A 22,129-nucleotide genomic window follows, 5' to 3' on the forward strand; every position below is an offset into this window, starting at 1 on the left:
TTTTCCTTAGTTTCCTTTGCTATTTAATTGAAATAAAAGTGCTGTTTGAATGGATGAGGTTTCATTGGCTTCATCGTGTTGCGAAACTTGCCATTCCACGAGTTCCAATTCTGTGTTCGCGTTTAAAAGTGCGGTTAAAAATGAATGCAAATCTTTGAAATGGCCTTGAAGTTGTAGCCTGAGTAAGGGCTTTTGATGAAAATCCCACTGGCTTTGTACGATTTGCAAATGTTGAGCAAGTTGTTGGATTTCTTGATTTATCGGCGGCAGTTTGGCCGCCAGCGCCGGTGTGAGTAATTGCGTTGCCGCTTTCTCTTTTAGCGCGGCCAAAAGTTTTTGTTGATGTGCTAAGTTTTCCCGTTGCGTTTGTAATTGTTGCTCCATATGTGTCATGTAAGCACGTTGTTGCCAATAATGTTGCAAGGGGAAAGAGAGGATAAATACGCCGAGGAAAAGTAACGTGGCGTGTTGTTTCCAGGGATGTAAACGGTGCCAATGGGTCAATGTCTCGGTAAGTTTTTGTCTGAAATTCATGGTGTTGTTTTTATCTTTATATCAAATTGGAAACGCAGTTCTTGCGCTTGTGGTTTAAATTCCACCAGATTAACTTCGCGAAATAATGGTTGTGCGGAGAGATATCCATTGAGGCGAGAAAATTCTTCTTGGTTTTCAGCATATCCCTTGAGCATAAGATGTTCGGTATTGAGGTGTAATTCCGTTAATTCACCTTGTGTAAGTGGAAACTCAGCTAATTGATTTAACAAAGAAAAAAGTGTTTCTTTTGGAATTTCTTGAAGGGTTTCCAATTGTGCATGACTGTGGCGAAATTGTTGAATCTGTTGCTGTGTCGCCTGTAATTCTTGTTGGTGAGTAGTGTATTGCAACTGTGCTTTGCCCGCATTCTCGGTATAGCTTTCCGCAAAATGGCTGAGCAATAATGTGCTGATCGTACATAACGTTGCCCCGATAAATAGGGTAACCAACAAACGCCGATTTTTCTGTCGAAGCTGTTTAATGCGCCAAGGCAACAAATTCATGTCTTTTTTCATGTCATTTTCTCTAAAGATGGCGCTTTAACATCAAAAAGTGCGGTGGATTTTTGTAACGTTTCTTGTTGCCACAAGGCATTACCAAGGGCGATAAAAGGCAGGGAGGTGTTTATTTCCACCCAGTCTGCTCCAATGTGTGGCGTAGATTCAGTGCTGTAATAGAACACTTTTTCCGGTTTTTCATCATAACGCTGGCAATATTGCTCAAAAAGTGCGGTCAAATTTCCGTCCGTTTGAAACAGTGTTTGGGTCTGTTGTCGTTTGTGGTGAATCGCTAATGCGCCGCTTTCGTCTTGGTACAACACTAAGGTATCGATCGGTAATGGTTGCTCTAAAATATATTCGCCGGCGCGTAAAACAGCTTTGGCAACGCTATCTAACACATCAATTTGCAAGGGAATAAATTGATTTAAATAGTTTTTCGCAATTTGTTGTCTAATGGCGAAAATATCTAAACGAAATCCTTGTTTTAGCGGCATGGCGGTATAGTCATACCAAACTTCCTCAAGTGGAATCGGTAATTCATGGGTAAGAGTAAAATGACACTGTTGCTCACATTCTTGGGTGTTTAGATTGTGCGGCAGAATAAGGCTTTTTTGCCAAATATGCTGCGGCATAATGGCGGTAATGAATTTATAGTTTGCTCTTCTCGGTGATTGATTTAATTTCTGATTCAAAGTTGAAGAGAGTGTAAGTAAATCCAGTTCGCTACATTGTAAGAACTGGGCTTGGTTTTGTGAATCGAACCAAAGAACATCAATATGTTGTGGGCGGTAGCAAAGGCCAACTTGAATGGCTGACTGATGTCTGATGAACATGAAGTATCCTTGTTTGCAATATTTACTGTCGTTTTTGTTGCGTAGTCTTTATACTTAGCCACTATATTTTTCATTCCTTTTATTGCATTTAACTAAGTGAGAATTTTTCGATGCGGATCGCAAAATTAATATTAAGTTCCTTATTAACGCTGTTCATTTTGGGCTGTATCGCCGTGGGCGTTGTCTATGTGCAGCTAAAATCCGATTTGCCGGATGTGGAAACGCTGAAAACCGTTGAGCTGCAACAGCCAATGCAAATTTATACTTCTGACGGTAAGTTGATTGGTGAAGTGGGTGAACAGCGTCGTATTCCGGTGAAATTAAATGAGGTGCCGCAAAAGTTAATTGATGCGGTATTGGCAACGGAAGATAGCCGTTTTTATGATCACCATGGGCTAGATCCTATCGGGATTGGCCGTGCGGTGATGGTGGCGATCAGTAAAGGTGGGGCTTCCCAAGGGGCGAGTACCATCACGCAACAGTTGGCGCGTAACTTCTTCTTAACGCCGGAAAAAAGTTTGATTCGTAAAGCCAAAGAGGCGATTTTAGCGATTGAGATCGAAAATGCTCTAGATAAAAACGAAATTCTTGAGCTTTATTTAAATAAAATTTATTTGGGATACCGCTCTTATGGTGTGGCGGCCGCGGCAAAAACCTATTTTGGTAAAGAATTAAATCAACTGACTTTGTCCGAAATGGCGGTGATTGCAGGTTTGCCGAAAGCCCCTTCTACGATGAATCCGCTTTTCTCCCCGAAACGTGCGTTAGAGCGTCGTAATGTAGTGTTGGGGCGTATGTTGGATCAAAAATATATTTCTCAAGAAGAATATGATGCTGCGTTGAAAGAGCCAATTGTCGCCAGCTATCACGGTGCGCAATTGGATTTTCGAGCTGATTACGTCACAGAAATGGTGCGTCAGGAAATGGTAAAACGTTTCGGTGAAGAAGACGCCTATACCAAAGGCTATAAAGTGTATACCACAGTGCTTTCCAAAGATCAGGAAACGGCGCAAAAAGCGGTACGTGATAATTTAATCGCTTACGATATGCGCCATGGTTATCGTGGTGGTGAACCCTTATGGAAAAAAGGCGAAGCCTCTTGGGATAATGATACTATTATTGGTTTTCTGAAAAAGTTACCCAATTCTGAGCCGTTTATTCCGGCAGCTGTCATGAATGTATCTAAATCCGGTGCAGAGCTTTTATTGGCATCCGGTGAGAAAATAACGTTGTCAACCAGTGCGATGCGCTGGACGGGGCAGTCTGCTCCGGTGAAAACTGGTGAGCAAATTTGGCTACGTAAAAACGACAAAGGTGAATGGGTCTTGGGGCAAATTCCGCGAGCCAATTCCGCGTTGGTTTCTTTGAATAGTGACAATGGCGCCATTGAAGCGATTGTGGGCGGTTTTAGTTTTGAACAAAGTAAATTTAACCGAGCGACACAATCATTAGTGCAAGTGGGTTCTTCCATTAAACCGTTCATTTATGCGGCTGCACTGGAAAAAGGCTTGACCTTATCTAGCGTGTTGCAAGATACGCCGCTAGTGTTGAAAAAGCCGGGTCAAAAGGAATGGCGCCCGAAAAACTCACCGGATCGTTATGATGGTCCATTGCGTTTACGTGTGGGACTAGGCCAATCTAAAAACATGATTGCTATTCGTTCCATGCAAATGGCCGGTGTCGAGTTTGTTGCGGATTTCTTGCAACGTTTTGGCTTTAAACGAGATCAGTATTTTGCCAGTGAAGCACTTGCATTAGGTGCGGCTTCTTTTACGCCGCTTGAAATGGCGCGTGGTTATGCCGTGTTTGATAACGGTGGTTATTTAGTTGATCCTTATATTATTAATAAGATTTTAGATAATACCGGCAAAGAAATTTTTGTGGCTAACCCTAAAGTCGCCTGTCCAACTTGTGACAGTATTCCTGTCATTTACGGCGAAACGGAAAAATTAGATGGTTTCAAAAATACCGATTTGACCATGGCTGACGGCTTGAAACGTAGCGATGATTCCACTAACGGCGAAGAAGTGGATCAAGGTGAAACTGTGCCGGATATTCCAGAGTTACAGCCGCGCGTTGACGCTGTGAAAGAGGAAAATTTAAATTTCATGGCGCAAGCAAAAACCAACAACTCGCAAGTTGAGTATGCGCCGCGTGTCATTAGTGGTGAATTGGCGTTCTTGATTCGTAGCGCATTAAATACGGCGATTTATGGTGAACAAGGGCTAGATTGGAAAGGCACCAGTTGGCGCATGGCAAATGAGATCAAGCGTAAGGATATTGGCGGCAAAACCGGGACGACCAATAACTCCAAAGTGGCGTGGTATGCCGGCTTTGGTGCGAATTTGACGACGGCCGTGTATATTGGCTTTGATGACAATAAATTCGATTTAGGTCGCGGTGAGGCTGGTGCGAAGAGTGCGATGCCAGCATGGATTAGTTACATGAAGACCATTTTGAAAGAGGTGCCTGAACGTACCTTGCCGACCCCGGCGAATATTGTCGAGAAAAACATTGATCCGCGTTCCGGCTTACTATCTGGTGGTGGACGTGTCGAATACTTCATTAAAGGCACCGAGCCGACTCGAGCTTATGTGGAAGAACGTGGTTATTATGTGCCTAGCGATCTGCAGGAAGGCGGTGGCGCATCGGGTGGCCAACGGGAAGAATTATTCTAGACCGCGACTTGTTTTTGAAGCCCGGCAGCTGTCGGGCTTCCTTTTTGGGGAAAAGTGCGGTCATTTTATTTAACGTTTTATAAGTAGGAATTATGCTCAGTTATCGTCATAGTTTTCACGCAGGTAATCATGCGGATGTGTTGAAACATATCGTGTTAATGCTGATTATTGAAAGCCTGCAACAGAAAGATAAAGGTTTTTATTATTTAGATACGCATTCAGGCGCAGGACGTTATCGTTTATTTAGTGCAGAAGCGGAGAAAACGGCTGAATATGTGGATGGTATTGGTCGTTTGTGGGGACGAGAGGATTTACCGCCGGAAGTGGCGCGGTATGTGGCACTGATTAAAAAACTCAACTATGGCGGCAAAGAATTGCGTTATTACGCCGGTTCCCCTTTGTTGGCTGCGAATTTATTACGCCCACAGGATCGTGCGTTAATGATGGAATTACACCCAAGCGAATTTCCGTTATTACGTAATAATTTCAAAGAATTTGAAAATGTTACCGTGAAGATTGGTGATGGTTTTCAGCAAGTCAAAGCGACATTGCCTCCTAAAGAGCGTCGAGGCTTGGTACTAATTGATCCGCCTTATGAACTGAAAGAAGACTATGATTTGGTGGTGAAAGCCATTGAAGAAGGCTACAAACGTTTTGCAACCGGGGTGTATGCAATTTGGTATCCGGTGGTACTACGTCAGCAAACCAAGCGCATCATTAAAGGCTTGGAAGCTTCGGGCATTCGTAAGATTTTGCAAATTGAATTGGCGGTGCGCCCGGATTCTGATCAACGTGGCATGACTGCGAGTGGCATGATTGTGGTGAATCCGCCATGGACGTTGGAACAACAGATGAAATCCATTTTGCCGTATTTAACCACCGCACTTGTACCGCAAGGTACCGGCAGTTGGTCGGTGAATTGGATTACACCTGAATAAGATGACGCCAGCATAAGATAATACCAATTAGACCGATTTATCCTATTTGTTTGATTTGTGAACATCCTTTGGGCAGAATAGCGCCCAATTTATTAATAAGGAAAAGAGTATGACCAGACATTATGATTACATTGCCATCGGTGGTGGCAGCGGTGGAATTGCTTCCATTAACCGTGCAGCAAGTTATGGCAAAAAATGTGCCATTATTGAAGCAAAACATTTAGGTGGAACCTGTGTTAACGTGGGCTGCGTGCCGAAAAAAGTGATGTTCTACGGCGCACAAATTGCGGAAGCCATCCATCATTATGCACCGGATTACGGTTTTGATGTGGACGTCAAAAAATTTGATTTCGCTAAGTTGGTGGAAAGCCGTCAAGCCTATATTTCCCGCATTCATACTTCATACGATAACGTGTTGGCAAAAAATAACGTGGATGTGATTCGTGGTTTTGCCAAATTTGTCAATAAAAATACCCTTGAAGTGACTTTTGGCGATGGTTCCACCGAACAAGTGACAGCAGATCATATCTTGATTGCTACCGGTGGACGTCCAAGTATTCCAGCAATAAAAGGCGCGGAATACGGTATTGATTCTAATGGCGTTTTTGCCTTAACCGAGCTGCCTAAACGCACAGCCGTTGTCGGCGCAGGTTATATTGCCGTAGAGTTGGCAGGCGTCTTGAACAGCCTTGGTGTGGAAACCCATTTATTTGTGCGTAAACACGCGCCGTTGCGTAATTTTGATCCAATGATGGTGGAAACCTTAGTGGAATCCATGCAACAAGACGGCATTACGTTGCATACTCATGCCATTCCAAAAGAGGTGGTAAAAAATGCAGATGGTTCTGTGACCCTTAAATTAGAGGATGGTCGCGAGCAAACCGTGGATTGCTTGATTTGGGCCATTGGACGTGAGCCGACGACTGATAAAATTAATTTACAAGCTGCCGGCGTAGAAGCGAATGCGCGTGGCTTCATCAAGGTAGATAAATACCAAAACACCAATGTGCCGGGGATTTATGCGGTAGGCGATATTATTGAAGGCGGTATTGAACTCACGCCGGTGGCGGTTGCAGCCGGACGTCGTTTATCCGAACGCCTGTTTAACAATAAACCGAACGAACATTTAGACTACAATTTAGTACCGTCTGTGGTGTTCAGTCATCCGCCAATCGGCACTGTCGGATTAACCGAACCACAAGCCATTGAACAATATGGTGCGGAAAATGTGAAAGTGTATAAATCTTCCTTTACCTCTATGTACACGGCTGTCACCCAACATCGTCAACCTTGCCGCATGAAATTGGTGTGCGTGGGTAAAGAGGAAAAAATCGTGGGCTTACATGGTATCGGTTTTGGCGTGGACGAAATGATCCAAGGTTTTGCTGTTGCTATTAAAATGGGCGCGACAAAAGCGGATTTTGACAACACAGTGGCTATTCACCCAACAGGCTCGGAAGAGTTTGTAACAATGCGTTAATTAACACTTATTAAATAAAAAAGGTCTGAGTTTTCAGACCTTTTTTGTATTCTTTATTCTGTATGTTAGACGCAAACTTTAGCACTTTAACTAAAGTGCGGTCTTATTTTATCGTGTTTTTAACGGGTCCCATAAACAACGATGGTCTTGCCATGGGCTGAAATGAGATGTTGATCTTCCAGCATTTTGAGAATGCGTCCAACGGTTTCACGGGAACAGCCTACCATTTGGCCGATTTCTTGGCGGGTAATTTTAATTTGCATCCCGTCAGGATGGGTCATCGCTTCCGGCATTTTGGCTAAGTTTAATAAGGTTTGAGCAATGCGCCCGGTAACATCCAAGAAAGCCAAGTTACTGACTTGGCGTGAGGTGTTTTGTAAACGACGTGCCAACTGTGCGGTAAGGAGCATCAGAATTTCAGGATTAACTTGAATTAATTGGCGGAATTTACGGTAGGAAATTTCAGCAACTTCACAAGCCGCTTTGGCTTTTATCCAGGCGGAACGACGCTGATCTTCTTCAAATAAACCGGCTTCCCCGAAGAAATCGCCTTGGCTTAGATAAGTCAGAATCATTTCTTTGCCATCTTCATCTTTCACTAAAACGGAAACGGAACCTTGAATTAAATAGTATAAGGTTTCAGCCTTTTCACCGGCATTGATTAATGTGCTTTTAGATGGATATTTATGAATATGACAGTGAGATAAAAACCAATCAAGGGTTGGATCCGTTGATTGAGTTGTAACTTGTGCGTTTTGTTCCTGCACGTTGAAAACCTCCAGCTAACAATAAAAAACTAAAAAGTTTATTTAAAAAATTCCGTTTTATCTTTTATATCGATAGATTCATGTAGTTCAGACCAAACGATCACCGCACTTCCTTGGCGGATTCTGTTCAGTAGCGCTTTCTTTTTTTGTTCGAAAGTCTGTTCATGTGAACCATAATCGGTTCCTTCACGTAAAATGACGCTTTCCACAATATTGATTAAAGTGTCTTCCGCCAGTTCTTGCCAAGGAATAATCACGACATATTACCTAAATAAATAAATTATGCAAATAAGCTTTCAATGAGCTGCCATTGCTGGCTAAACCCTTGATTTGGTGTGTGTCGGAAGTTAGAACGCACATAGCGCATAAACTGTCCTTCACAGAGGGTGACGAGGTGTGCGGCGATAATGCGTTCGTCCACGTTAAATCCGCGGCCTTCGCGCAATTTTCGCATTTGCAGAATATTCACAAACTGCAATTCCAGCCTGTCAAAAAAGGTGGCAACGCGGGCTTGTAGTTTGGCATCTTCAAACATCAGCGCATGGCCGGTTAACACACGGGTTAAACCGGGGTTTTTACGGGCAAAATCCAAGATCATCTGCAGGATGTCTTTTACCCGTTGCATGGTGTTGGTTTCATTTTTGATAGATTGTGAAATGCGATTAAGCAATGTGCTTTCGATATTCTCAATTAAGGCTTCAAAAATCTTGGTTTTGCTTGGGTAATAACGGTATAACGCCGCTTCTGACACGCCCACTTCTGCGGCTAAACGCGCCGTTGTCATACGCTCCATGCCGCGTTCGGAATGCAACATATGCGTGAGCACCGTCAACACTTGTTGGCGGCGTTCTTTAATACTGCGTTTATTGGTTTGTTCCATTAGTGTTTACCTGAATGGCCGAAACCGCCTTCGCCGCGTTCTGTGGCATGAAATTCGTTGACGATATTAAATTCCGCTTGCACAACGGGCACAAAGACTAATTGCGCGATGCGATCGCCTACTTCAATTTTGAACGGCTCATTGCCACGATTCCACACGGAAACCATGAGTGGACCTTGATAATCAGAATCGATTAAACCGACTAAATTGCCCAATACGATACCGTGTTTATGACCTAAACCGGAACGAGGTAAAATGACTGCGGCTAAATTGGGATCGGCAATATAAATAGAAAGTCCCGTTGGAATTAATTTGGTTTCACCCGGTTGAATTTCAATGCCATTTTCTAGGAGCGCACGTAAATCCAAACCTGCGGATCCTTCGGTGGCATACGTTGGCAGGGGAAATTCGTTGCCAAGACGGCTATCTAAAATTTTAACGTCAATTTTTTTCATTGTGATCTTTTCCTTTAACGAAATCTTTTGTGTTTTTGATAAAGTGCGGTTGGTTTTTGCTGTGTTTTTTTATTGACGGTAACGCGCCATAATTTCACTGACTAATGCTTCTGCCAATGTATTTTTATCCGCCTGCGGCAAGGCTTTTTCTCCGTTTTTCCAAAAGAGGTGTAGCGCATTGTGATCTTGTCCAAACACTTGCCCGCCGGAAACGTCATTGGCACAAATCATATCCAAATTTTTGCGCGTCAATTTATCTTTCGCGTAATCGGCAACATTCTGTGTTTCAGCCGCAAACCCAATAGTGAAAGGGCGCTTTTCCGTAAGATGCGCCACATCCGCGATAATATCCGGATTTTTAACGAGCTTTAACGTCATTTCTTCAGCCGATTTTTTGATTTTTTGATCAGCGATATCCGCAATACGGTAATCCGCCACCGCAGCACAACCAATAAAAATGTGATTTTTGACCGCACTTTCTAATGCGGTTTGCCACATTTCTTGCGCGGAAGTGACATCAATACGGTGAATATTGGGTGAGGCGGTGAGATTCACCGGGCCGGCAATTAACGTCACAGTTGCCCCACGTTTGGCAAAGGCTTCTGCAATCGCAAAGCCCATTTTACCGGAGCTGTGGTTGGAAATATAACGCACCGGATCGATGGCTTCACGCGTTGGGCCTGCCGTAATGGCAACATGGATGCCGAGTAAATCTTGCTGCACAGTAAAATGATGGCAAAGTGCGGTGAAAATTTCAGAAGGTTCGGACATTCGCCCTGCGCCCACATCACCACAGGCTTGTTCACCACTATTCGGGCCGATAAGTTGTATGCCACGGCTTAAAAGCGCGGTCAGATTTTGCTGCGTTATGGCTTGGCGATACATTTGTTGATTCATCGCCGGCGCAAGAAAAATCGGTGCACTGGTGGCAAGGCAAATCGTGGAAAGTAAATCGTTCGCCATCCCAACAGTTAAGCGCGCAATAACATCGGCACTGGCAGGTGCGATTAATACGACATCCGCCCATTTCGCCAATTCAATATGTCCCATTGCCAGTTCTGCTTGCGGATCCAATAACGATTGCGCCACGGCATTACCGGAAATCGCTTGTAAGGTGAGTGGGGTCACAAATTCTGCGGCAGCAGGCGTGAGCACCACGCGAACCTGCGCATTGGCTTTGCGTAATAAACGAATTAATTCGATGGTTTTGTACGCGGCAATGCCGCCGGTAATACCCACAACAATGCGTTTATTTTCTAGATTAATCATGCTTGAATCCCATGAATTGACTGGCTCGGAGATGAATTCGCTTATTCTACTTGAATTATGATTTAATCAAAAATCTTATTTTGCGATCCCAATCCCATCTTTTGAATGTACTTTTTGGATTTTACGACGTCCTGTGAATGAATAGCGAATCTGTTATTTTTTGCGAGGTTAAAGAAATGAATGAGGCCTTAATGCCAAGGGAAAAGCTCTTAAAATATGGAGTCGCCACACTAACAGATGCTGAACTTTTGGCCATTTTCTTGCGTACGGGGATTAAAGATTGTCCGGTGATGCAGCTATCGAAAAATGTACTACAACATTTTGGATCGTTGCGAGGACTTATTAGCGCCAATCAAAAGCAGTTTTGTGCAGTGAAAGGCATTGGCATTACGCAGTTTATTCAATTGCAAGCTTGCACGGAAATGACCCGTCGTTATTTATTGGCGGAACTTAAAGAAGGGTATTGTTTTAGTTCGTCAGAGACAGTGAAAATGTACTTACAAACAGAGTTGGAAAATACAGAGCGAGAAATTTTCTTAGTGCTGTTCTTGGATAACCAGCATCGCTTGATTAAGCAGGAGCGCTTGTTTCTTGGCACAATTAATAAAGCGATGGTTTATCCGCGTGAAGTCATCAAAGAGGCGTTGGCTTGCAATGCGGCGGCGATTATTTTGGCACATAATCATCCTTCCGGCGTAGCGGAACCAAGTTTTTCCGACCGACAAATTACGGAGACTATCAAACAGGCAGCGGAGTTGGTGGAAATTCGAGTGCTGGATCATTTTGTGATTGGCAAAGGCAATTATTTTTCCTTTGCGGAACAAAATCTTCTCTAAAACTGACCGCACTTTTGGATAAATTTTAGTTTTAATGTCAGCAAATTCAGGATTTAGGCTTGAGAATGCAATATAAAGTGAGTATAATGCACGACCTTTAATATAGTATGCGGGTCGGGTTATACGACCTGACGAGGTCATTCAAAAGTTATTTTTGAAGTATTCCGAACCGTAAGCTCGAGCTTAAATTTCATTATTGGAGATTAATATGTCTAGAGTCTGTCAAGTAACAGGCAAGCGTCCGGCAGTGGGTAACAACCGCTCTCACGCAATGAACGCGACTCGTCGTCGTTTTCTTCCTAACCTTCACACTCACCGTTTTTGGGTTGAAAGTGAAAACCGTTTCGTAACATTACGCTTAACTGCAAAAGGTATGCGTATTATTGATAAAAAAGGCATTGATGCAGTTTTAGCTGAAATCCGTGCTCGTGGCGAGAAAATCTAAGGAGCTAACAAATGGCAGCAAAAGGTGCTCGTGAGAAAATCCGTTTAGTTTCTACCGCAGAAACCGGTCATTTCTACACAACTGATAAAAACAAACGTAATATGCCTGAAAAAATGGAAATCAAAAAATTTGATCCAGTTGTGCGTAAACACGTTATTTATAAAGAAGCAAAAATCAAATAATTTTGCACGAATTGAAAAACCCGACATTGTTCGGGTTTTTTTATATCCAGTGGCTATCGGAGAAAGAGAATGCCTGAACTACCTGAAGTCGAAACCGCACTACGTGGCGTAAGCCCTTATCTAAAAGATTACACGATTGAAAAAATCGAGGTACGTCAGCCGAAACTCCGCTGGGCGGTATCACCGGAATTAGCAACATTGCATCAAGTAAAAATTCTGGATCTTACCCGCCGCGCTAAATACCTCATTATTCATACCGAAAAAGGTTATATCATCGGACACTTAGGGATGTCGGGAACCGTAAGAATCGTACCGCATGACTGCCCGATTGATAAACATGATCATCTGGATATTGTGCTAAACAATGGTCGATTATTGCGTTATAACGATCCGCGCCGTTTTGGCGCTTGGTTGTGGACGGAAAAATTAGACGAGTTTCATTTATTTTTAAAACTGGGACCGGAACCGTTATCAGAAGAATTTAACGCAGACTATCTTTTCAAAAAATCCCGCAAAAAAACGACCGCACTTAAAACCTTATTAATGGATAACACCGTGGTTGTGGGCGTTGGCAACATTTATGCCAATGAAAGTTTATTTTTATGTGGTCTGCATCCTATGAAACTTGCCGCCAATCTGACGCGTAAGCAATGTGAACGTTTGGTTGATACCATTAAATCGGTTCTTGCAAAAGCGATTGAACAAGGCGGAACCACACTCAAAGATTTCTTACAACCTGATGGCAGACCGGGTTATTTTGCGCAAGAATTACTGGTTTATGGCAACAAAGGCAAACCTTGTCCAAAGTGCGGTACAAAAATTGAAAGTTTAACCATCGGACAACGAAACAGCTTTTATTGCCCGATGTGTCAGAAGAAAGGGTGGATAATATAAAATAAGAATTATATATTAGGTGTTATTTATTAAGAAAAATTGTTACTTAATAAAGTTAGTTCCATATGAGAATATTCTTAGTTTATTTAAAAATAAATATATTCTAGGAGAAGCTAAATAGATAAACAAACCTAGTAATCTATGTTTTTTATTTTTGAGTTTCTGTGTTATATAGTCATTAATATCTTGTTTTGATAGAGTTGATAATAAAGTCTTATTTCTAGATCTTAGTTGATATTCTCTAAATAATTTTTCATTTTTTTGAGATAGGGATTGGCTATTTTTTATTATCCTCCAATAATAGTTTGGCATCTCCATATATTTAAACTTGGCATTTATAGAAAACGCTCTACAATAAAAATCATAGTCTTCGCTTGTTATAAAACTTTCATCATATCCATTTAATTCCTTCCATAAATCCCGCTTATATATAGAACAAGATGGAATAAATTTATCATCTAAAAAAAACTCAAGTTTAGTTGTTTTATCTAGTTTATAGATATGATCTGCATCTCCAAAGGTATATAAATCTCCAAATAATACATCAATATTTTTATTATCTATTAATTCATTAATATATAACCCAATATACTCACTAACAATATCATCTGAGTCTAGTGGAAAAATGTATTTCCCTGATGCATGGAATATACCAAAGTTTCTTGCAGATGGTAATCCCTTATTAGATTGATTCAATACTGTATAGTTTGATTCTGAAAGATACTTAATCGTATCTTCCGATGTTGAACCATCATTTACAATAATGACTTCTATGGATTCTCTCCATTTCTTAAGATGTAATTCTATACTCTTTAAACATTCATCAATTAATTTTGGAGAGGTATTGAATACAGGTATAATTATAGATATCAACATGTTTAGACTCACTTTATCCATTCTTCTTTTAACTTATCTATAGATATTTCATTAATATTTTCTTTATAGAAAATAATATGCGTTTCATTTTTACAGTTAGGATGCCAATGTTTAAATGCAATAATATCTTCCTTATAAATAGCAATAATTGGTTTATTAAATCCAGCTGCAATATGCACTGTTGAAGTATCTGTTGATATTAGTTGAATTGAATTTCGAATTAATTCAATGGTATGAAAAATAGTTTTTGTATCATGAACAAAGATATTCTCATATTTTTTAGATAATTCTTTCAATAAAGGTGTAACTTCTGGGTAACTCAATAGTACGAATTGCTTTCCTCTTGTGATCTCTGTTAAATATTTTAAGTATAGTTTAATATTTTCATTGTTTACTTTCTTAGCTCTATATGCTCCAAAGAAATTTACAGTAATATAGTCAGAGATATTATTTCCTTGTAAAAAATTCTGAATTTCAACTGCACTTTTTTCATCATAAGGAATATCATAAGTGGTATCTACATTTGTTATTCCTACTGCTTCTAAAGATTGTTGATAGATTTTAGAAAAATGTTCATCATTTTCTAAACTGTGAGTAAAGATTTTATAATTTGATTTTTTATAACCAATATAATTTTTAGCATTAATTAATCTTAGTAAAAGGAGATCTCGGTTTTTTATTGCTAGTGTTGGGTCAATTACTACATCATATTTTTCTTTTGCAAGGACTAAGCCGGATTTAATATAGTCAAGAATACTGCGTTTCTTTACAAAGTAAAGTTGATCAATATGAGGATTTTGTTTAAATAAGTAGGCATCTTTTGTTGTACAAACTACACCAATTTTTATTTCAGAGTTGAATTTCTTAATTTCTCTGAAAATAAAAGAGCTCACAATGTAATCGCCAATCTTCCCATCTTGTCGTAAGAAGAGAATTCTCTTAGGAAGAAGTACGGTAGAATTTTTAGCTATTTTTTTATCTAAGATAAGTTTCCCTATCATTAGTCGTATTTTTTGCAACGTTTCTTTTAATTTCATAGTGCTACTATTTATATCTATTTTCAATACTATCTATTTCAGAATCTACATCCCCAAAGACGCATGCAGGCTCAATACCATAAGCATTAATATTTGTCAGTTGTAATAGACCGGTTAAAAAATCTGATGGCATTCTTATTGGATAAGCATATGATAATAATTTTTTTGCTCCTTCATAAGTAATTAAATAACCTGTTGTTCTAATAATACTTCTTTTAGATTTTTTGGATGGAGAACGATATTTGGCTAGTCTATAACGTTCAGGAAGTCTTTTCATGAAAGGATATACTTTGGCTTTTCCATGATCTAAGAAGAGTATCTCTTTTTTTGAGGAAACTTTATTTAGCGCGGCTGTTACTATTTCTTCAAAGTATAGAGATACAATTGCATCGTCTTCTAGAATAATAGCCTCTCTAATATTATTTTTCACAATGTGCTCGTAGAGCATGATATGGCTCATCGCACAACCAATTTCCCCTAGTGTTAGAGGCTTTTTAGCAGAAAAGTTTTGAGGATAGAATTGAAAATCAATTTGAGATAGTTGTTCTTTTGATAAGTCTTTACCATAGATAGCATCAAAAAACTCAAATTGTAGTCCTAATTTTGAAAGTCTATTCTTGATAATAGATCTTCTGGGAGAATTTACAAGGCTAATAATAAATATGAGAGGTAATTCATTTTTCATCTAATAATCCTTTATTGTTTCTAGGATAGTTTCTTTTATATCATGAATAAAACGATCAAGGTTATGCACCTCTTTTATATATTGAATAGCATTATTTGCTAGTTCCACTCTGCTAGATTCATTTTCAATTAGTTTTCTGATTCCATCAACGTATTTTTGTACATGTTCAAAACCATCTCCTAAAACTGTTCCAGTATAGACACCAAATTTTTCTGTTAGATTTTCAGGGTTCTGATTACTAACTAATAGTGTTCCGTATGATAAAGCTTCTAGAAATGATATAGGTAATGCCTCATGAATAGATGTGTTTACAAGAATTTTGGCATCTTTTAAAAACTGCTCTTTTTCATTACCATCTACGTGTCCTACAAAGTGTAAATTAGGGATATCTTTATATCGGCTAATAATTTCGGAATTTCGCTCAGCATCATAAAATGTTTGTCCTAGCATATAAAATTCGTATTCAGGACAATTTTTAGCTATTTCACAAAATAACCACCCTCTTTTTACTGATTCAATACGTCCTAGGAATATAATCATATTTTTCTTTGGGTAAGTATTTACATCGTATGCATTATCTATCTCTATAGGATTAGGTAGATATTTTATATCAATATTTTTGTCTAGGTTATAAAGTTCTTTAGCTTTATTATTTAAAAAATATCCTTGAGAAATGAATCTTATTCTACCTTGTGTATACCATTCATGAATTCGATTATATAAGTTTTGATCATAGTAACAAGGTTCTGGAAATAATTTTACTGTGTTAATTTCATCCCAATCATGCTTAGGTCTTGGATCTTGTATCCAAAATATGAGTTTTTTGTTTATATCGGGATCATAAAGGAACGGTAAATCAAATGTAACCTCAATACTTAGATAGACATCATAATTTTGTTTTTTTAACCAACGCGAGGTAAAGAATTTTTTCTTAGGTAATTCAAAAACATGAACCCCATCAATAATATGCTTTCTAGCAAATAATCCAAAATTTTTTGATGTTGTCTTTAATAAAATATCTACCTGTATGTCTTCATCTTGAAGATATTTAGCTACTAATCGTCTTGCTAAAAAACCATAGCCACCATAACCGGTTCCTAGTGCACCAAAATATTCATTAATAAGTAGTCCAACTTTCATTTTTTTCTATTTTTTTCTCCAGGATATTCTTTATATTAAAGAATATAGAAATTTTATTAAATTTTCTCTTGTTCTATTTTCAGAAAATATATGAATATGTTCTTTAATCTCTCCTCTTATTTTTTCTAAGAGCTCTTTTGAACTTGATATCTCATATGTTTTACTGATGAATAAGTCAAAATTATTTAAAGGTATTAATCCTCCACATTTACCATTATTAAGTATTTCTCTAGGGCCTGTAGGGCAATCTATTGCTATGACAGGAACATTTAGAAATAGACTCTCTAGAAGAACAGTAGGTAATCCTTCTCGTTCTGAAGTATGTAAGAATAGTTTGGCATTCTTAATATAAGGGTAAGGATTTTTTATTTCTCCTAATAATAAACAACGATCTTCTAAATTAAGTTTTTTTATAAGTTTACTTAGATTTTCTTTTTCTTCTCCATCACCTAAAATATATAGATTTTCTTCTATACCTAATTTAACTAATTTAGAATATATATTTATAAGATCTTCATGTCTTTTTATCTTATCTAGTCTGGCAACTTGTATAAAATAAGGATTTTTTAGATGAGTTAAAATAGGTTGCTTAGATTTTAATATCACCTCATCTTCTCCGATCGGATTATATAATGTAAGTATATTGTCTTTTAAGCCAGATCTTAATGATAAAGATTTAGCCATATCTTCACAAATAGCAATTACATAATCATATTTTCGTAAGTATGAAATTTCTTTAATTACTTCTTTTGATTTATCTTCTTTTAAAGCTAAGTGTTGCCATCTGATAGTTGGAGATTGAATTTTGTTAAATGGTAAATATTGATCAAAGTGATTGCTAAAATTTATGATGATGTCATATTTATTTTTTATTATGCTATTTATTCGATTTCTATAATCGAATTTTTCTTTAATTCTTACAATTTTATATCTAAATTTAGATATTATATTTTTATTTCTATTTTTATATAGAAAGTTTATCCTTTTAGTATTTTCATTATTAAATAAGAATATAGTAGTTATATTTTTAGGTATTTCTTTTTTAAATGGAGAGTCTGAGTGATCATATGCTAAAATAAGATCTATCTTGATTTCTTTTTCATTGCTAAGTAACTTGAGATAATTAATAAGGATTTTTTCTATTCCGCCCATTACAAGCCATTTGTGTAGAATTAATATTCTCATATTTATCTTTCTTTGATAGTTTAAGTTAGTATGAAGCTAATTACTAAGCTAGATTAATTTTTTATGAGTGGATAGACTGTTTTTATTTGTAGTATCCATGATATGTTTGGTTCGCATTCTATCCCTTATCCTAATAAAACAAAACCCCGCGTGTTGCGGGGTTTTGAAAGACACAGATTACTTCGTACCTGGAATTTTGAAACGGCTGTTAAAGCGTTCAACACGACCGCCGGTATCAACAACACGTTGTTTACCTGTATAGAATGGGTGGCATTTACCGCACACATCAAGGTTGATGTCTTTGCCTAAGGTAGAACGAGTTTTGATCACGTTACCGCAAGAACAAGTTGCAGTAATTTCTTTATATTCAGGATGAATACCTTGTTTCATAGAAAACCTCAAATTTGAAGCCATGCCGCTATCAAGCCAATCGCAAAAGCAATCCCTGACACCGCATGAGATTAATATTACGCCATTTAAAATGGCACGCTTGTGTGTAAGGATGCGAATTTTACAGAAAAAGAAAATGACATTCAACCCATCCGCCACTAAATAGACAATAATCCCCCGAAATGCTATATTCCGAGTCCATTTTAGCTCACTGAATTTCCATTCATGCCATTTACCCGAATCGCACTTCCGGTGCCGTTACATCGCTATTTTGACTATACTCTTCCTGCTTCGATGAAGGTTGTTGTTGGGGGGCGGGTGCTTGTGCCCTTTGGGACGCAGAAGCAGGTTGGCGTTGTGGTAGATGTTGTGGAGCAGACGGAAGTGCCTGAAGGACAGTTGAAGCCGGTGTTGGCTTGTCTTGATGAAATTTCTTTGTTTTCAGTGGAAAGTTGGCAGTTCTTAAATTGGGCGGCAAATTATTATCATGCCCCTTTAGGAGAAGTGTTATCGCAAGCCTTGCCGGTGAAGTTGCGCCAAGGTGAAAGTGCGGTGGAAAAACAAAAAATTTTTTGGAAACCGACCGCACTTGGCGAGCAAGCATTGGCGCAAGGCTTGCTAAAACGCTCGAAAAAACAGCTTGAAGCGTTGCAGGCGGCAAAGGATGGGATGGAAAAAGGCAACAATCCCTTTGGCAGTGGCATTTGGTCGGCGTTGAAAGCCAAAGAATACATTACCGAAATCGCTCAAGAACCGGAAATTCAAACCTGGCAACAGCAATTAGTTGATAAACCTATCGTCAATAAAGCCGATCGATTAACACTTAACAAACAACAAGCGTTGGTGTTTAGCCAATTGAAATTTACTCAAGGCTTTACGGCATGGTTGTTGGATGGCGTGACAGGTTCCGGCAAAACAGAAATCTATCTACAATTTATTGAAGAGATTTTAAATCAAGGCAAACAAGTGTTGGTCTTGGTGCCGGAAATCGGGCTGACGCCACAAACGGTAAGCCGTTTCCAAGCCCGTTTTAATGTGGTGATTGATGTGTTGCATTCCAATTTAAATGACACGCAACGATTACACGTGTGGCAACGTGCGCGTAGCGGACAAAGTGCGGTCATTATTGGTACGCGATCAGCGTTGTTTACGCAATTTGCCGATTTAGGCGCGATTATTATCGATGAAGAACATGACGCTTCTTTTAAGCAGCAAGACGGTTGGCGTTATCATGCTCGCGATTTGGCGGTGGTGTATGCAAAACAACTCAATATTCCCGTTTTAATGGGGTCGGCAACGCCTTGTTTGGAAAGTCTGAATAATGTGCAACAGGGGAAATATCAGCGTTTATGCCTATCAGAAAAAGCCAATCAGTCCACCGCACTTCAACAACACGTCATTGATTTAAAACATCAGTCAATGCGCAATGGTTTATCGGAAATCCTGATAAAGCGCATGCAGGTGCATTTAGAAAAAGGCAATCAAGTCTTGTTATTTCTGAATCGACGCGGTTTTGCACCGGTGTTGCTGTGCCATGAATGCGGCTGGATGGCGGAATGTCGCCATTGCGATAAGCCTTATACGTATCATCAACAACACAATGTTTTGCGTTGTCATCATTGCAGTGCGCAAAAGCCGATTCCGCGCCAATGCGGCAATTGCGGTTCTACCCAATTAATCACTACGGGCTTAGGTACGGAACAGCTAGAAGATTCCTTAAAAGCAATTTTCCCAAATTACGGCATTGCCCGTATTGACCGTGACACGACGGCACGCAAAGGCAAATTGGAAGGTTATTTAGAAAATATTCAACAGGGTAAAAGCCAAATTCTTATCGGTACCCAAATGTTGGCAAAAGGACATCATTTCCCGAATGTTACCTTAGTGGCATTAGTCAATGTGGATAGTGCGTTATTTTCATTGGATTTCCGTGCGGAAGAACGGCTAGCTCAACTTTATATGCAGGTAGCGGGGCGTGCGGGGCGCGGTGCGCAACAAGGCGAAGTGCTTTTACAAACCCATTATCCGGAACATCCTTTGTTACAAAGTCTGTTACAACAAGGTTACAACCAATTTGCACACAATGCCCTTGCCTTGCGTAAAGCGATGGGATTACCACCTTTCAGTTCGCAAGCTTTGTTCAAAGCGCAAAGTCGCCATACTGAAGACGCAGAGCATTTGTTGGCGCAGTTTGCAGAGTATTTACAGCAAGTGAAACGAGATATTGCCCCAGAATTAGAAATATTAGGTCCAATGCCCGCGCCATTCAGTAAAAAAGCAGGACAATATCGTTGGCAGTTATTATTGCAGCATCCTTCTCGTGCAACTTTGCATCAGGTCTTGACGGCATTTGGGCGTGACCAAAGCGATCAAGCAACAAAAGTGCGGTGGATTTTAGATGTGGATCCGTTGGATTTAAGCTAGTTTCGGCTTTTTTGTAGTCAATAAAGTAATTTTTCAGTAGAATTAGCGGAATTTTTTATTGTCATATCGTTAATTATTATTTTAGTTAGATTAAACAGGTTTTATCGTGGCTCAACGTGATTACGCTGCCCGTAGTGGCGCAAAGAAAAAGAAGAAACAGCGCAAAAGTAATAAGTCGGTGTTGTTCATGCTTGCCATCATGATTGTGGCGGCATTTGCATTCGGATTGTATTTGTTGAAGGAAAAAGCACCAGAAAACATGATGCAACCACAAGAAACCGTCGAAAAAACACAACCGAAAAGTGTTTTACCGAATCGTCCGGAAGAAGTGTGGAGTTATATCAAAGCATTAGAAACTCGCACGGTGCCGATTGATGATAATCCAAAATCCTTGGATAAAAATATGCGTTTAACAGAAGAACAGCGCAAGATTTTGGCTGCGATGGAAGAAGAGCAAAAACAAGCTGAATTGGCAAAAACGAAAGCGGCAGAAGCGCAACAAACTGCACAAGCCGCTACGCAACAACCGGTTCAAGCGGCTACTACACAAGCAACGCAACAGCCTCAAGCACAATCGAAGCCGCAACCTCAGGTTGTAGAAGCGAAGAAAGCGACTGCACCAAAAGAAGAGAAAAAAACTGAGCAAACAGTGAAGGCTGAACCTCAGAAAAAAATGGAGGCCGCTCAACAAACAGCGACAAGCAGTAGTGGTGAGCGTAAATACGGTTTACAGTGTGGTGCTTTTAAAAATAAAGCACAGGCAGAAGGTTTGCAGGCGCGTTTAAGCTTACTCGGATTGCCGGCGAGAGTGAAAGAAAGCGCGGATTGGAATCGAGTTGTGGTTGGTCCGGCAGGGGATCGCAACGCCGCAGTGAAGATGCAGGAAAAAGCTAAGAGCGTAATTAACTGTGTTGTGATTGCCATGTAATGAATGAAACAACAAAAAAGTGCGGTGATTTTTCACCGCACTTTTTTATTTTTAACTTGCCAAAAAACAAAAAATCAATAAAATGAACGAACGTTCATTCAGTGGTAATGTATTGACTGTATGTAACCTACCCCATGTGTGAGGTGAAAATATTTTTCACCGCACTTCTTAACGATTTACTCAATGTTTACGAATGACTATGAATCAATCTGAAATGGATATGATTGAGCGGATTTTTTCTGCAACAGACAATTTGATGGCGGTGGAAGGCTTGCCGAATTTGTCCATGCACAAAATCGCAAAGGCAGCGAAAATTTCGCCGGGGACCATTTATATTTATTTTAAAAATAAAGAAGAATTGTTGGCCCAATTCGCTCGTCATATTTTCCTCTCATTTCAACGTGCGATGGAAAAAGAGCACGATGAAACGCAATCTTTTTCCGAGCAGTACCGAAAAATGTGGTGGAATATTTGGACGTTTTTGCAAAGTGATCCGACGATCATGAGTAATATGCACCAATATGAATCTTTACCGGGATTTACTGATATTTGTCGGGAATGGGAGCAAGATAGCCTGTGGCATAAGTTTTGTAATAAAGCAAAAGAGGCGGGCGAAGTGGCAGATTTGCCAACCCATATTTTATTTGCCATCTTGTTGGAAAGCGCGATTAATATCGCCTTCAAATGCCAACATTTTATCAAAGAAGTTTCAACAGAAATGCTGGAGTCTGTGATTGAACGGACTTGGCGGGCTGTTAAAAATCAATAATCAC

General features: G+C 39.6%; 24 protein-coding genes. 10 read left to right on the plus strand and 14 right to left on the minus strand.

Annotation, left to right across the window (positions count from 1 at the left end):
• Positions 1-6: 6 nt before the first annotated feature.
• From HMPREF9064_RS08320 to HMPREF9064_RS08310, 3 genes are read right to left on the minus strand one after another with little or no spacing between them, the layout of a single operon-like run.
• Positions 7-534 (minus strand): hypothetical protein, encoded by a 528-nt coding sequence (locus HMPREF9064_RS08320; RefSeq protein ID WP_005715897.1) that lies wholly within the window; start codon positions 532-534, stop codon positions 7-9.
• Entirely contained in the window at positions 531-1,049 is a 519-nt protein-coding gene (locus tag HMPREF9064_RS08315) for a PilN domain-containing protein (RefSeq protein WP_005715900.1), read from the minus strand. Before HMPREF9064_RS08315 ends, HMPREF9064_RS08320 begins: the two co-directional genes overlap by 4 nt.
• A complete protein-coding gene (locus HMPREF9064_RS08310; protein WP_005715903.1) occupies positions 1,046-1,867 on the minus strand; it encodes a type IV pilus biogenesis protein PilM in 822 nt (273 codons plus the stop codon). The genes HMPREF9064_RS08315 and HMPREF9064_RS08310 overlap by 4 nt, the downstream gene beginning before the upstream one ends.
• 110 nt (positions 1,868-1,977) lie before the next feature.
• Between HMPREF9064_RS08310 and HMPREF9064_RS08305 the strand changes: the two genes are divergently transcribed.
• The 3 genes from HMPREF9064_RS08305 (at position 1,978) to gorA (ending at position 6,963) form a co-directional block, all read left to right on the plus strand.
• A complete protein-coding gene (locus HMPREF9064_RS08305) occupies positions 1,978-4,545 on the plus strand; it encodes a penicillin-binding protein 1A (RefSeq protein ID WP_005715905.1) in 2,568 nt (855 codons plus the stop codon).
• A gap of 92 nt (positions 4,546-4,637) precedes the next feature.
• Positions 4,638-5,483 carry a 23S rRNA (adenine(2030)-N(6))-methyltransferase RlmJ gene (locus HMPREF9064_RS08300; protein WP_005715907.1) on the plus strand — a complete coding sequence of 282 codons (846 nt, stop codon included), beginning with the start codon at positions 4,638-4,640 and terminating at the stop codon, positions 5,481-5,483.
• Positions 5,484-5,592: 109 nt separating this feature from the next.
• The gene (gene gorA, locus HMPREF9064_RS08295; protein ID WP_005715910.1) at positions 5,593-6,963 is read left to right on the plus strand and encodes a glutathione-disulfide reductase; all 1,371 of its coding nucleotides are present in this window, start codon (positions 5,593-5,595) and stop codon (positions 6,961-6,963) included.
• 119 nt (positions 6,964-7,082) lie between these two features.
• Here gorA and crp read toward each other — a convergent pair whose 3' ends face one another.
• The 5 genes from crp to coaBC all read right to left on the minus strand — a co-directional run bounded on the left by crp (position 7,083) and on the right by coaBC (position 10,334).
• Positions 7,083-7,730, minus strand: coding sequence for a cAMP-activated global transcriptional regulator CRP (crp, locus tag HMPREF9064_RS08290; protein WP_005715913.1), 648 nt, complete (start codon positions 7,728-7,730; stop codon positions 7,083-7,085).
• Positions 7,731-7,768: 38 nt separating this feature from the next.
• Positions 7,769-7,987, minus strand: a complete 219-nt coding sequence (locus HMPREF9064_RS08285) for a YheU family protein (RefSeq protein ID WP_005715916.1) — start codon at positions 7,985-7,987, stop codon at positions 7,769-7,771.
• A gap of 23 nt (positions 7,988-8,010) precedes the next feature.
• Positions 8,011-8,610 carry a nucleoid occlusion factor SlmA gene (slmA, locus tag HMPREF9064_RS08280; RefSeq protein WP_006716723.1) on the minus strand — a complete coding sequence of 200 codons (600 nt, stop codon included), beginning with the start codon at positions 8,608-8,610 and terminating at the stop codon, positions 8,011-8,013.
• Positions 8,610-9,065, minus strand: coding sequence for a dUTP diphosphatase (gene dut, locus HMPREF9064_RS08275; RefSeq protein WP_006716724.1), 456 nt, complete (start codon positions 9,063-9,065; stop codon positions 8,610-8,612). The genes slmA and dut overlap by 1 nt, the downstream gene beginning before the upstream one ends.
• A 69-nt stretch (positions 9,066-9,134) precedes the next feature.
• The gene (gene coaBC, locus HMPREF9064_RS08270; RefSeq protein WP_006716725.1) at positions 9,135-10,334 is read right to left on the minus strand and encodes a bifunctional phosphopantothenoylcysteine decarboxylase/phosphopantothenate--cysteine ligase CoaBC; all 1,200 of its coding nucleotides are present in this window, start codon (positions 10,332-10,334) and stop codon (positions 9,135-9,137) included.
• Positions 10,335-10,510: 176 nt separating this feature from the next.
• Between coaBC and radC the strand changes: the two genes are divergently transcribed.
• The 4 genes from radC (at position 10,511) to mutM (ending at position 12,691) form a co-directional block, all read left to right on the plus strand.
• Positions 10,511-11,170: a RadC family protein gene (radC, locus tag HMPREF9064_RS08265; protein ID WP_032997749.1), complete on the plus strand. Its 660-nt coding sequence runs from the start codon at positions 10,511-10,513 to the stop codon at positions 11,168-11,170.
• Between the two features lie 208 nt (positions 11,171-11,378).
• Positions 11,379-11,615, plus strand: coding sequence for a 50S ribosomal protein L28 (gene rpmB / locus HMPREF9064_RS08260; protein ID WP_005542826.1), 237 nt, complete (start codon positions 11,379-11,381; stop codon positions 11,613-11,615).
• Positions 11,616-11,626: 11 nt separating this feature from the next.
• Positions 11,627-11,797: a 50S ribosomal protein L33 gene (gene rpmG / locus HMPREF9064_RS08255; RefSeq protein ID WP_005613503.1), complete on the plus strand. Its 171-nt coding sequence runs from the start codon at positions 11,627-11,629 to the stop codon at positions 11,795-11,797.
• Between the two features lie 69 nt (positions 11,798-11,866).
• A complete protein-coding gene (gene mutM / locus HMPREF9064_RS08250) occupies positions 11,867-12,691 on the plus strand; it encodes a DNA-formamidopyrimidine glycosylase (protein ID WP_006716739.1) in 825 nt (274 codons plus the stop codon).
• A 42-nt stretch (positions 12,692-12,733) separates the two neighbouring features.
• On the opposite strand, the gene HMPREF9064_RS09680 is transcribed toward mutM, so the two are convergent.
• From HMPREF9064_RS09680 to rpmE, 6 genes are all read right to left on the minus strand, one after another.
• Positions 12,734-13,588, minus strand: coding sequence for a glycosyltransferase family 2 protein (locus HMPREF9064_RS09680; protein WP_006716742.1), 855 nt, complete (start codon positions 13,586-13,588; stop codon positions 12,734-12,736).
• Positions 13,576-14,604, minus strand: a complete 1,029-nt coding sequence (locus HMPREF9064_RS08245; RefSeq protein ID WP_032997750.1) for a glycosyltransferase family 9 protein — start codon at positions 14,602-14,604, stop codon at positions 13,576-13,578. The genes HMPREF9064_RS09680 and HMPREF9064_RS08245 overlap by 13 nt, the downstream gene beginning before the upstream one ends.
• Positions 14,605-14,611: 7 nt before the next feature.
• Complete coding sequence (locus HMPREF9064_RS08240) at positions 14,612-15,289, minus strand: glycosyltransferase family 25 protein (protein WP_006716746.1); 678 nt, start codon at positions 15,287-15,289, stop codon at positions 14,612-14,614.
• Positions 15,290-16,429: a glycosyltransferase family 4 protein gene (locus tag HMPREF9064_RS08235; RefSeq protein WP_006716748.1), complete on the minus strand. Its 1,140-nt coding sequence runs from the start codon at positions 16,427-16,429 to the stop codon at positions 15,290-15,292.
• Positions 16,430-16,459: 30 nt separating this feature from the next.
• Positions 16,460-17,614 (minus strand): glycosyltransferase, encoded by a 1,155-nt coding sequence (locus HMPREF9064_RS08230; RefSeq protein ID WP_006716750.1) that lies wholly within the window; start codon positions 17,612-17,614, stop codon positions 16,460-16,462.
• Between the two features lie 177 nt (positions 17,615-17,791).
• On the minus strand, positions 17,792-18,004 hold the full coding sequence (rpmE, locus tag HMPREF9064_RS08225) for a 50S ribosomal protein L31 (protein WP_006716752.1): 213 nt from the start codon (positions 18,002-18,004) through the stop codon (positions 17,792-17,794).
• A 225-nt stretch (positions 18,005-18,229) separates the two neighbouring features.
• Here rpmE and priA point away from each other — a divergent pair, with 225 nt between their 5' ends.
• From priA to HMPREF9064_RS08210, 3 genes are all read left to right on the plus strand, one after another.
• Positions 18,230-20,428 (plus strand): primosomal protein N', encoded by a 2,199-nt coding sequence (priA, locus tag HMPREF9064_RS08220; protein WP_032997752.1) that lies wholly within the window; start codon positions 18,230-18,232, stop codon positions 20,426-20,428.
• Positions 20,429-20,534: 106 nt separating this feature from the next.
• The gene (gene ftsN / locus HMPREF9064_RS08215) at positions 20,535-21,356 is read left to right on the plus strand and encodes a cell division protein FtsN (RefSeq protein ID WP_006716758.1); all 822 of its coding nucleotides are present in this window, start codon (positions 20,535-20,537) and stop codon (positions 21,354-21,356) included.
• Positions 21,357-21,555: 199 nt separating this feature from the next.
• Positions 21,556-22,125, plus strand: coding sequence for a TetR/AcrR family transcriptional regulator (locus tag HMPREF9064_RS08210; RefSeq protein WP_032997753.1), 570 nt, complete (start codon positions 21,556-21,558; stop codon positions 22,123-22,125).
• Positions 22,126-22,129 lie beyond the last annotated feature (4 nt).

It is taken from the genome of Aggregatibacter segnis ATCC 33393 (assembly GCF_000185305.1).
GTDB lineage: Bacteria > Pseudomonadota > Gammaproteobacteria > Enterobacterales > Pasteurellaceae > Aggregatibacter > Aggregatibacter segnis.

Bases quoted from the DNA above. Each gene is read 5' to 3' on its own strand.
- priA (WP_032997752.1), top strand. From the start codon at position 18,230: ATGCCATTTACCCGAATCGCACTTCCGGTGCCGTTACATCGCTATTTT.
- coaBC (WP_006716725.1), bottom strand. From the start codon at position 10,334: ATGATTAATCTAGAAAATAAACGCATTGTTGTGGGTATTACCGGCGGC.
- radC (WP_032997749.1), top strand. From the start codon at position 10,511: ATGAATGAGGCCTTAATGCCAAGGGAAAAGCTCTTAAAATATGGAGTC.
- dut (WP_006716724.1), bottom strand. From the start codon at position 9,065: ATGAAAAAAATTGACGTTAAAATTTTAGATAGCCGTCTTGGCAACGAA.
- HMPREF9064_RS08230 (WP_006716750.1), bottom strand. From the start codon at position 17,614: ATGAGAATATTAATTCTACACAAATGGCTTGTAATGGGCGGAATAGAA.
- rpmB (WP_005542826.1), top strand. From the start codon at position 11,379: ATGTCTAGAGTCTGTCAAGTAACAGGCAAGCGTCCGGCAGTGGGTAAC.
- mutM (WP_006716739.1), top strand. From the start codon at position 11,867: ATGCCTGAACTACCTGAAGTCGAAACCGCACTACGTGGCGTAAGCCCT.
- HMPREF9064_RS08245 (WP_032997750.1), bottom strand. From the start codon at position 14,604: ATGAAATTAAAAGAAACGTTGCAAAAAATACGACTAATGATAGGGAAA.
- gorA (WP_005715910.1), top strand. From the start codon at position 5,593: ATGACCAGACATTATGATTACATTGCCATCGGTGGTGGCAGCGGTGGA.
- slmA (WP_006716723.1), bottom strand. From the start codon at position 8,610: ATGGAACAAACCAATAAACGCAGTATTAAAGAACGCCGCCAACAAGTG.
- HMPREF9064_RS09680 (WP_006716742.1), bottom strand. From the start codon at position 13,588: ATGGATAAAGTGAGTCTAAACATGTTGATATCTATAATTATACCTGTA.
- HMPREF9064_RS08300 (WP_005715907.1), top strand. From the start codon at position 4,638: ATGCTCAGTTATCGTCATAGTTTTCACGCAGGTAATCATGCGGATGTG.
- rpmE (WP_006716752.1), bottom strand. From the start codon at position 18,004: ATGAAACAAGGTATTCATCCTGAATATAAAGAAATTACTGCAACTTGT.
- HMPREF9064_RS08310 (WP_005715903.1), bottom strand. From the start codon at position 1,867: ATGTTCATCAGACATCAGTCAGCCATTCAAGTTGGCCTTTGCTACCGC.
- HMPREF9064_RS08305 (WP_005715905.1), top strand. From the start codon at position 1,978: ATGCGGATCGCAAAATTAATATTAAGTTCCTTATTAACGCTGTTCATT.
- HMPREF9064_RS08240 (WP_006716746.1), bottom strand. From the start codon at position 15,289: ATGAAAAATGAATTACCTCTCATATTTATTATTAGCCTTGTAAATTCT.
- HMPREF9064_RS08315 (WP_005715900.1), bottom strand. From the start codon at position 1,049: ATGAAAAAAGACATGAATTTGTTGCCTTGGCGCATTAAACAGCTTCGA.
- rpmG (WP_005613503.1), top strand. From the start codon at position 11,627: ATGGCAGCAAAAGGTGCTCGTGAGAAAATCCGTTTAGTTTCTACCGCA.
- HMPREF9064_RS08210 (WP_032997753.1), top strand. From the start codon at position 21,556: ATGAATCAATCTGAAATGGATATGATTGAGCGGATTTTTTCTGCAACA.
- HMPREF9064_RS08235 (WP_006716748.1), bottom strand. From the start codon at position 16,429: ATGAAAGTTGGACTACTTATTAATGAATATTTTGGTGCACTAGGAACC.
- HMPREF9064_RS08320 (WP_005715897.1), bottom strand. From the start codon at position 534: ATGAATTTCAGACAAAAACTTACCGAGACATTGACCCATTGGCACCGT.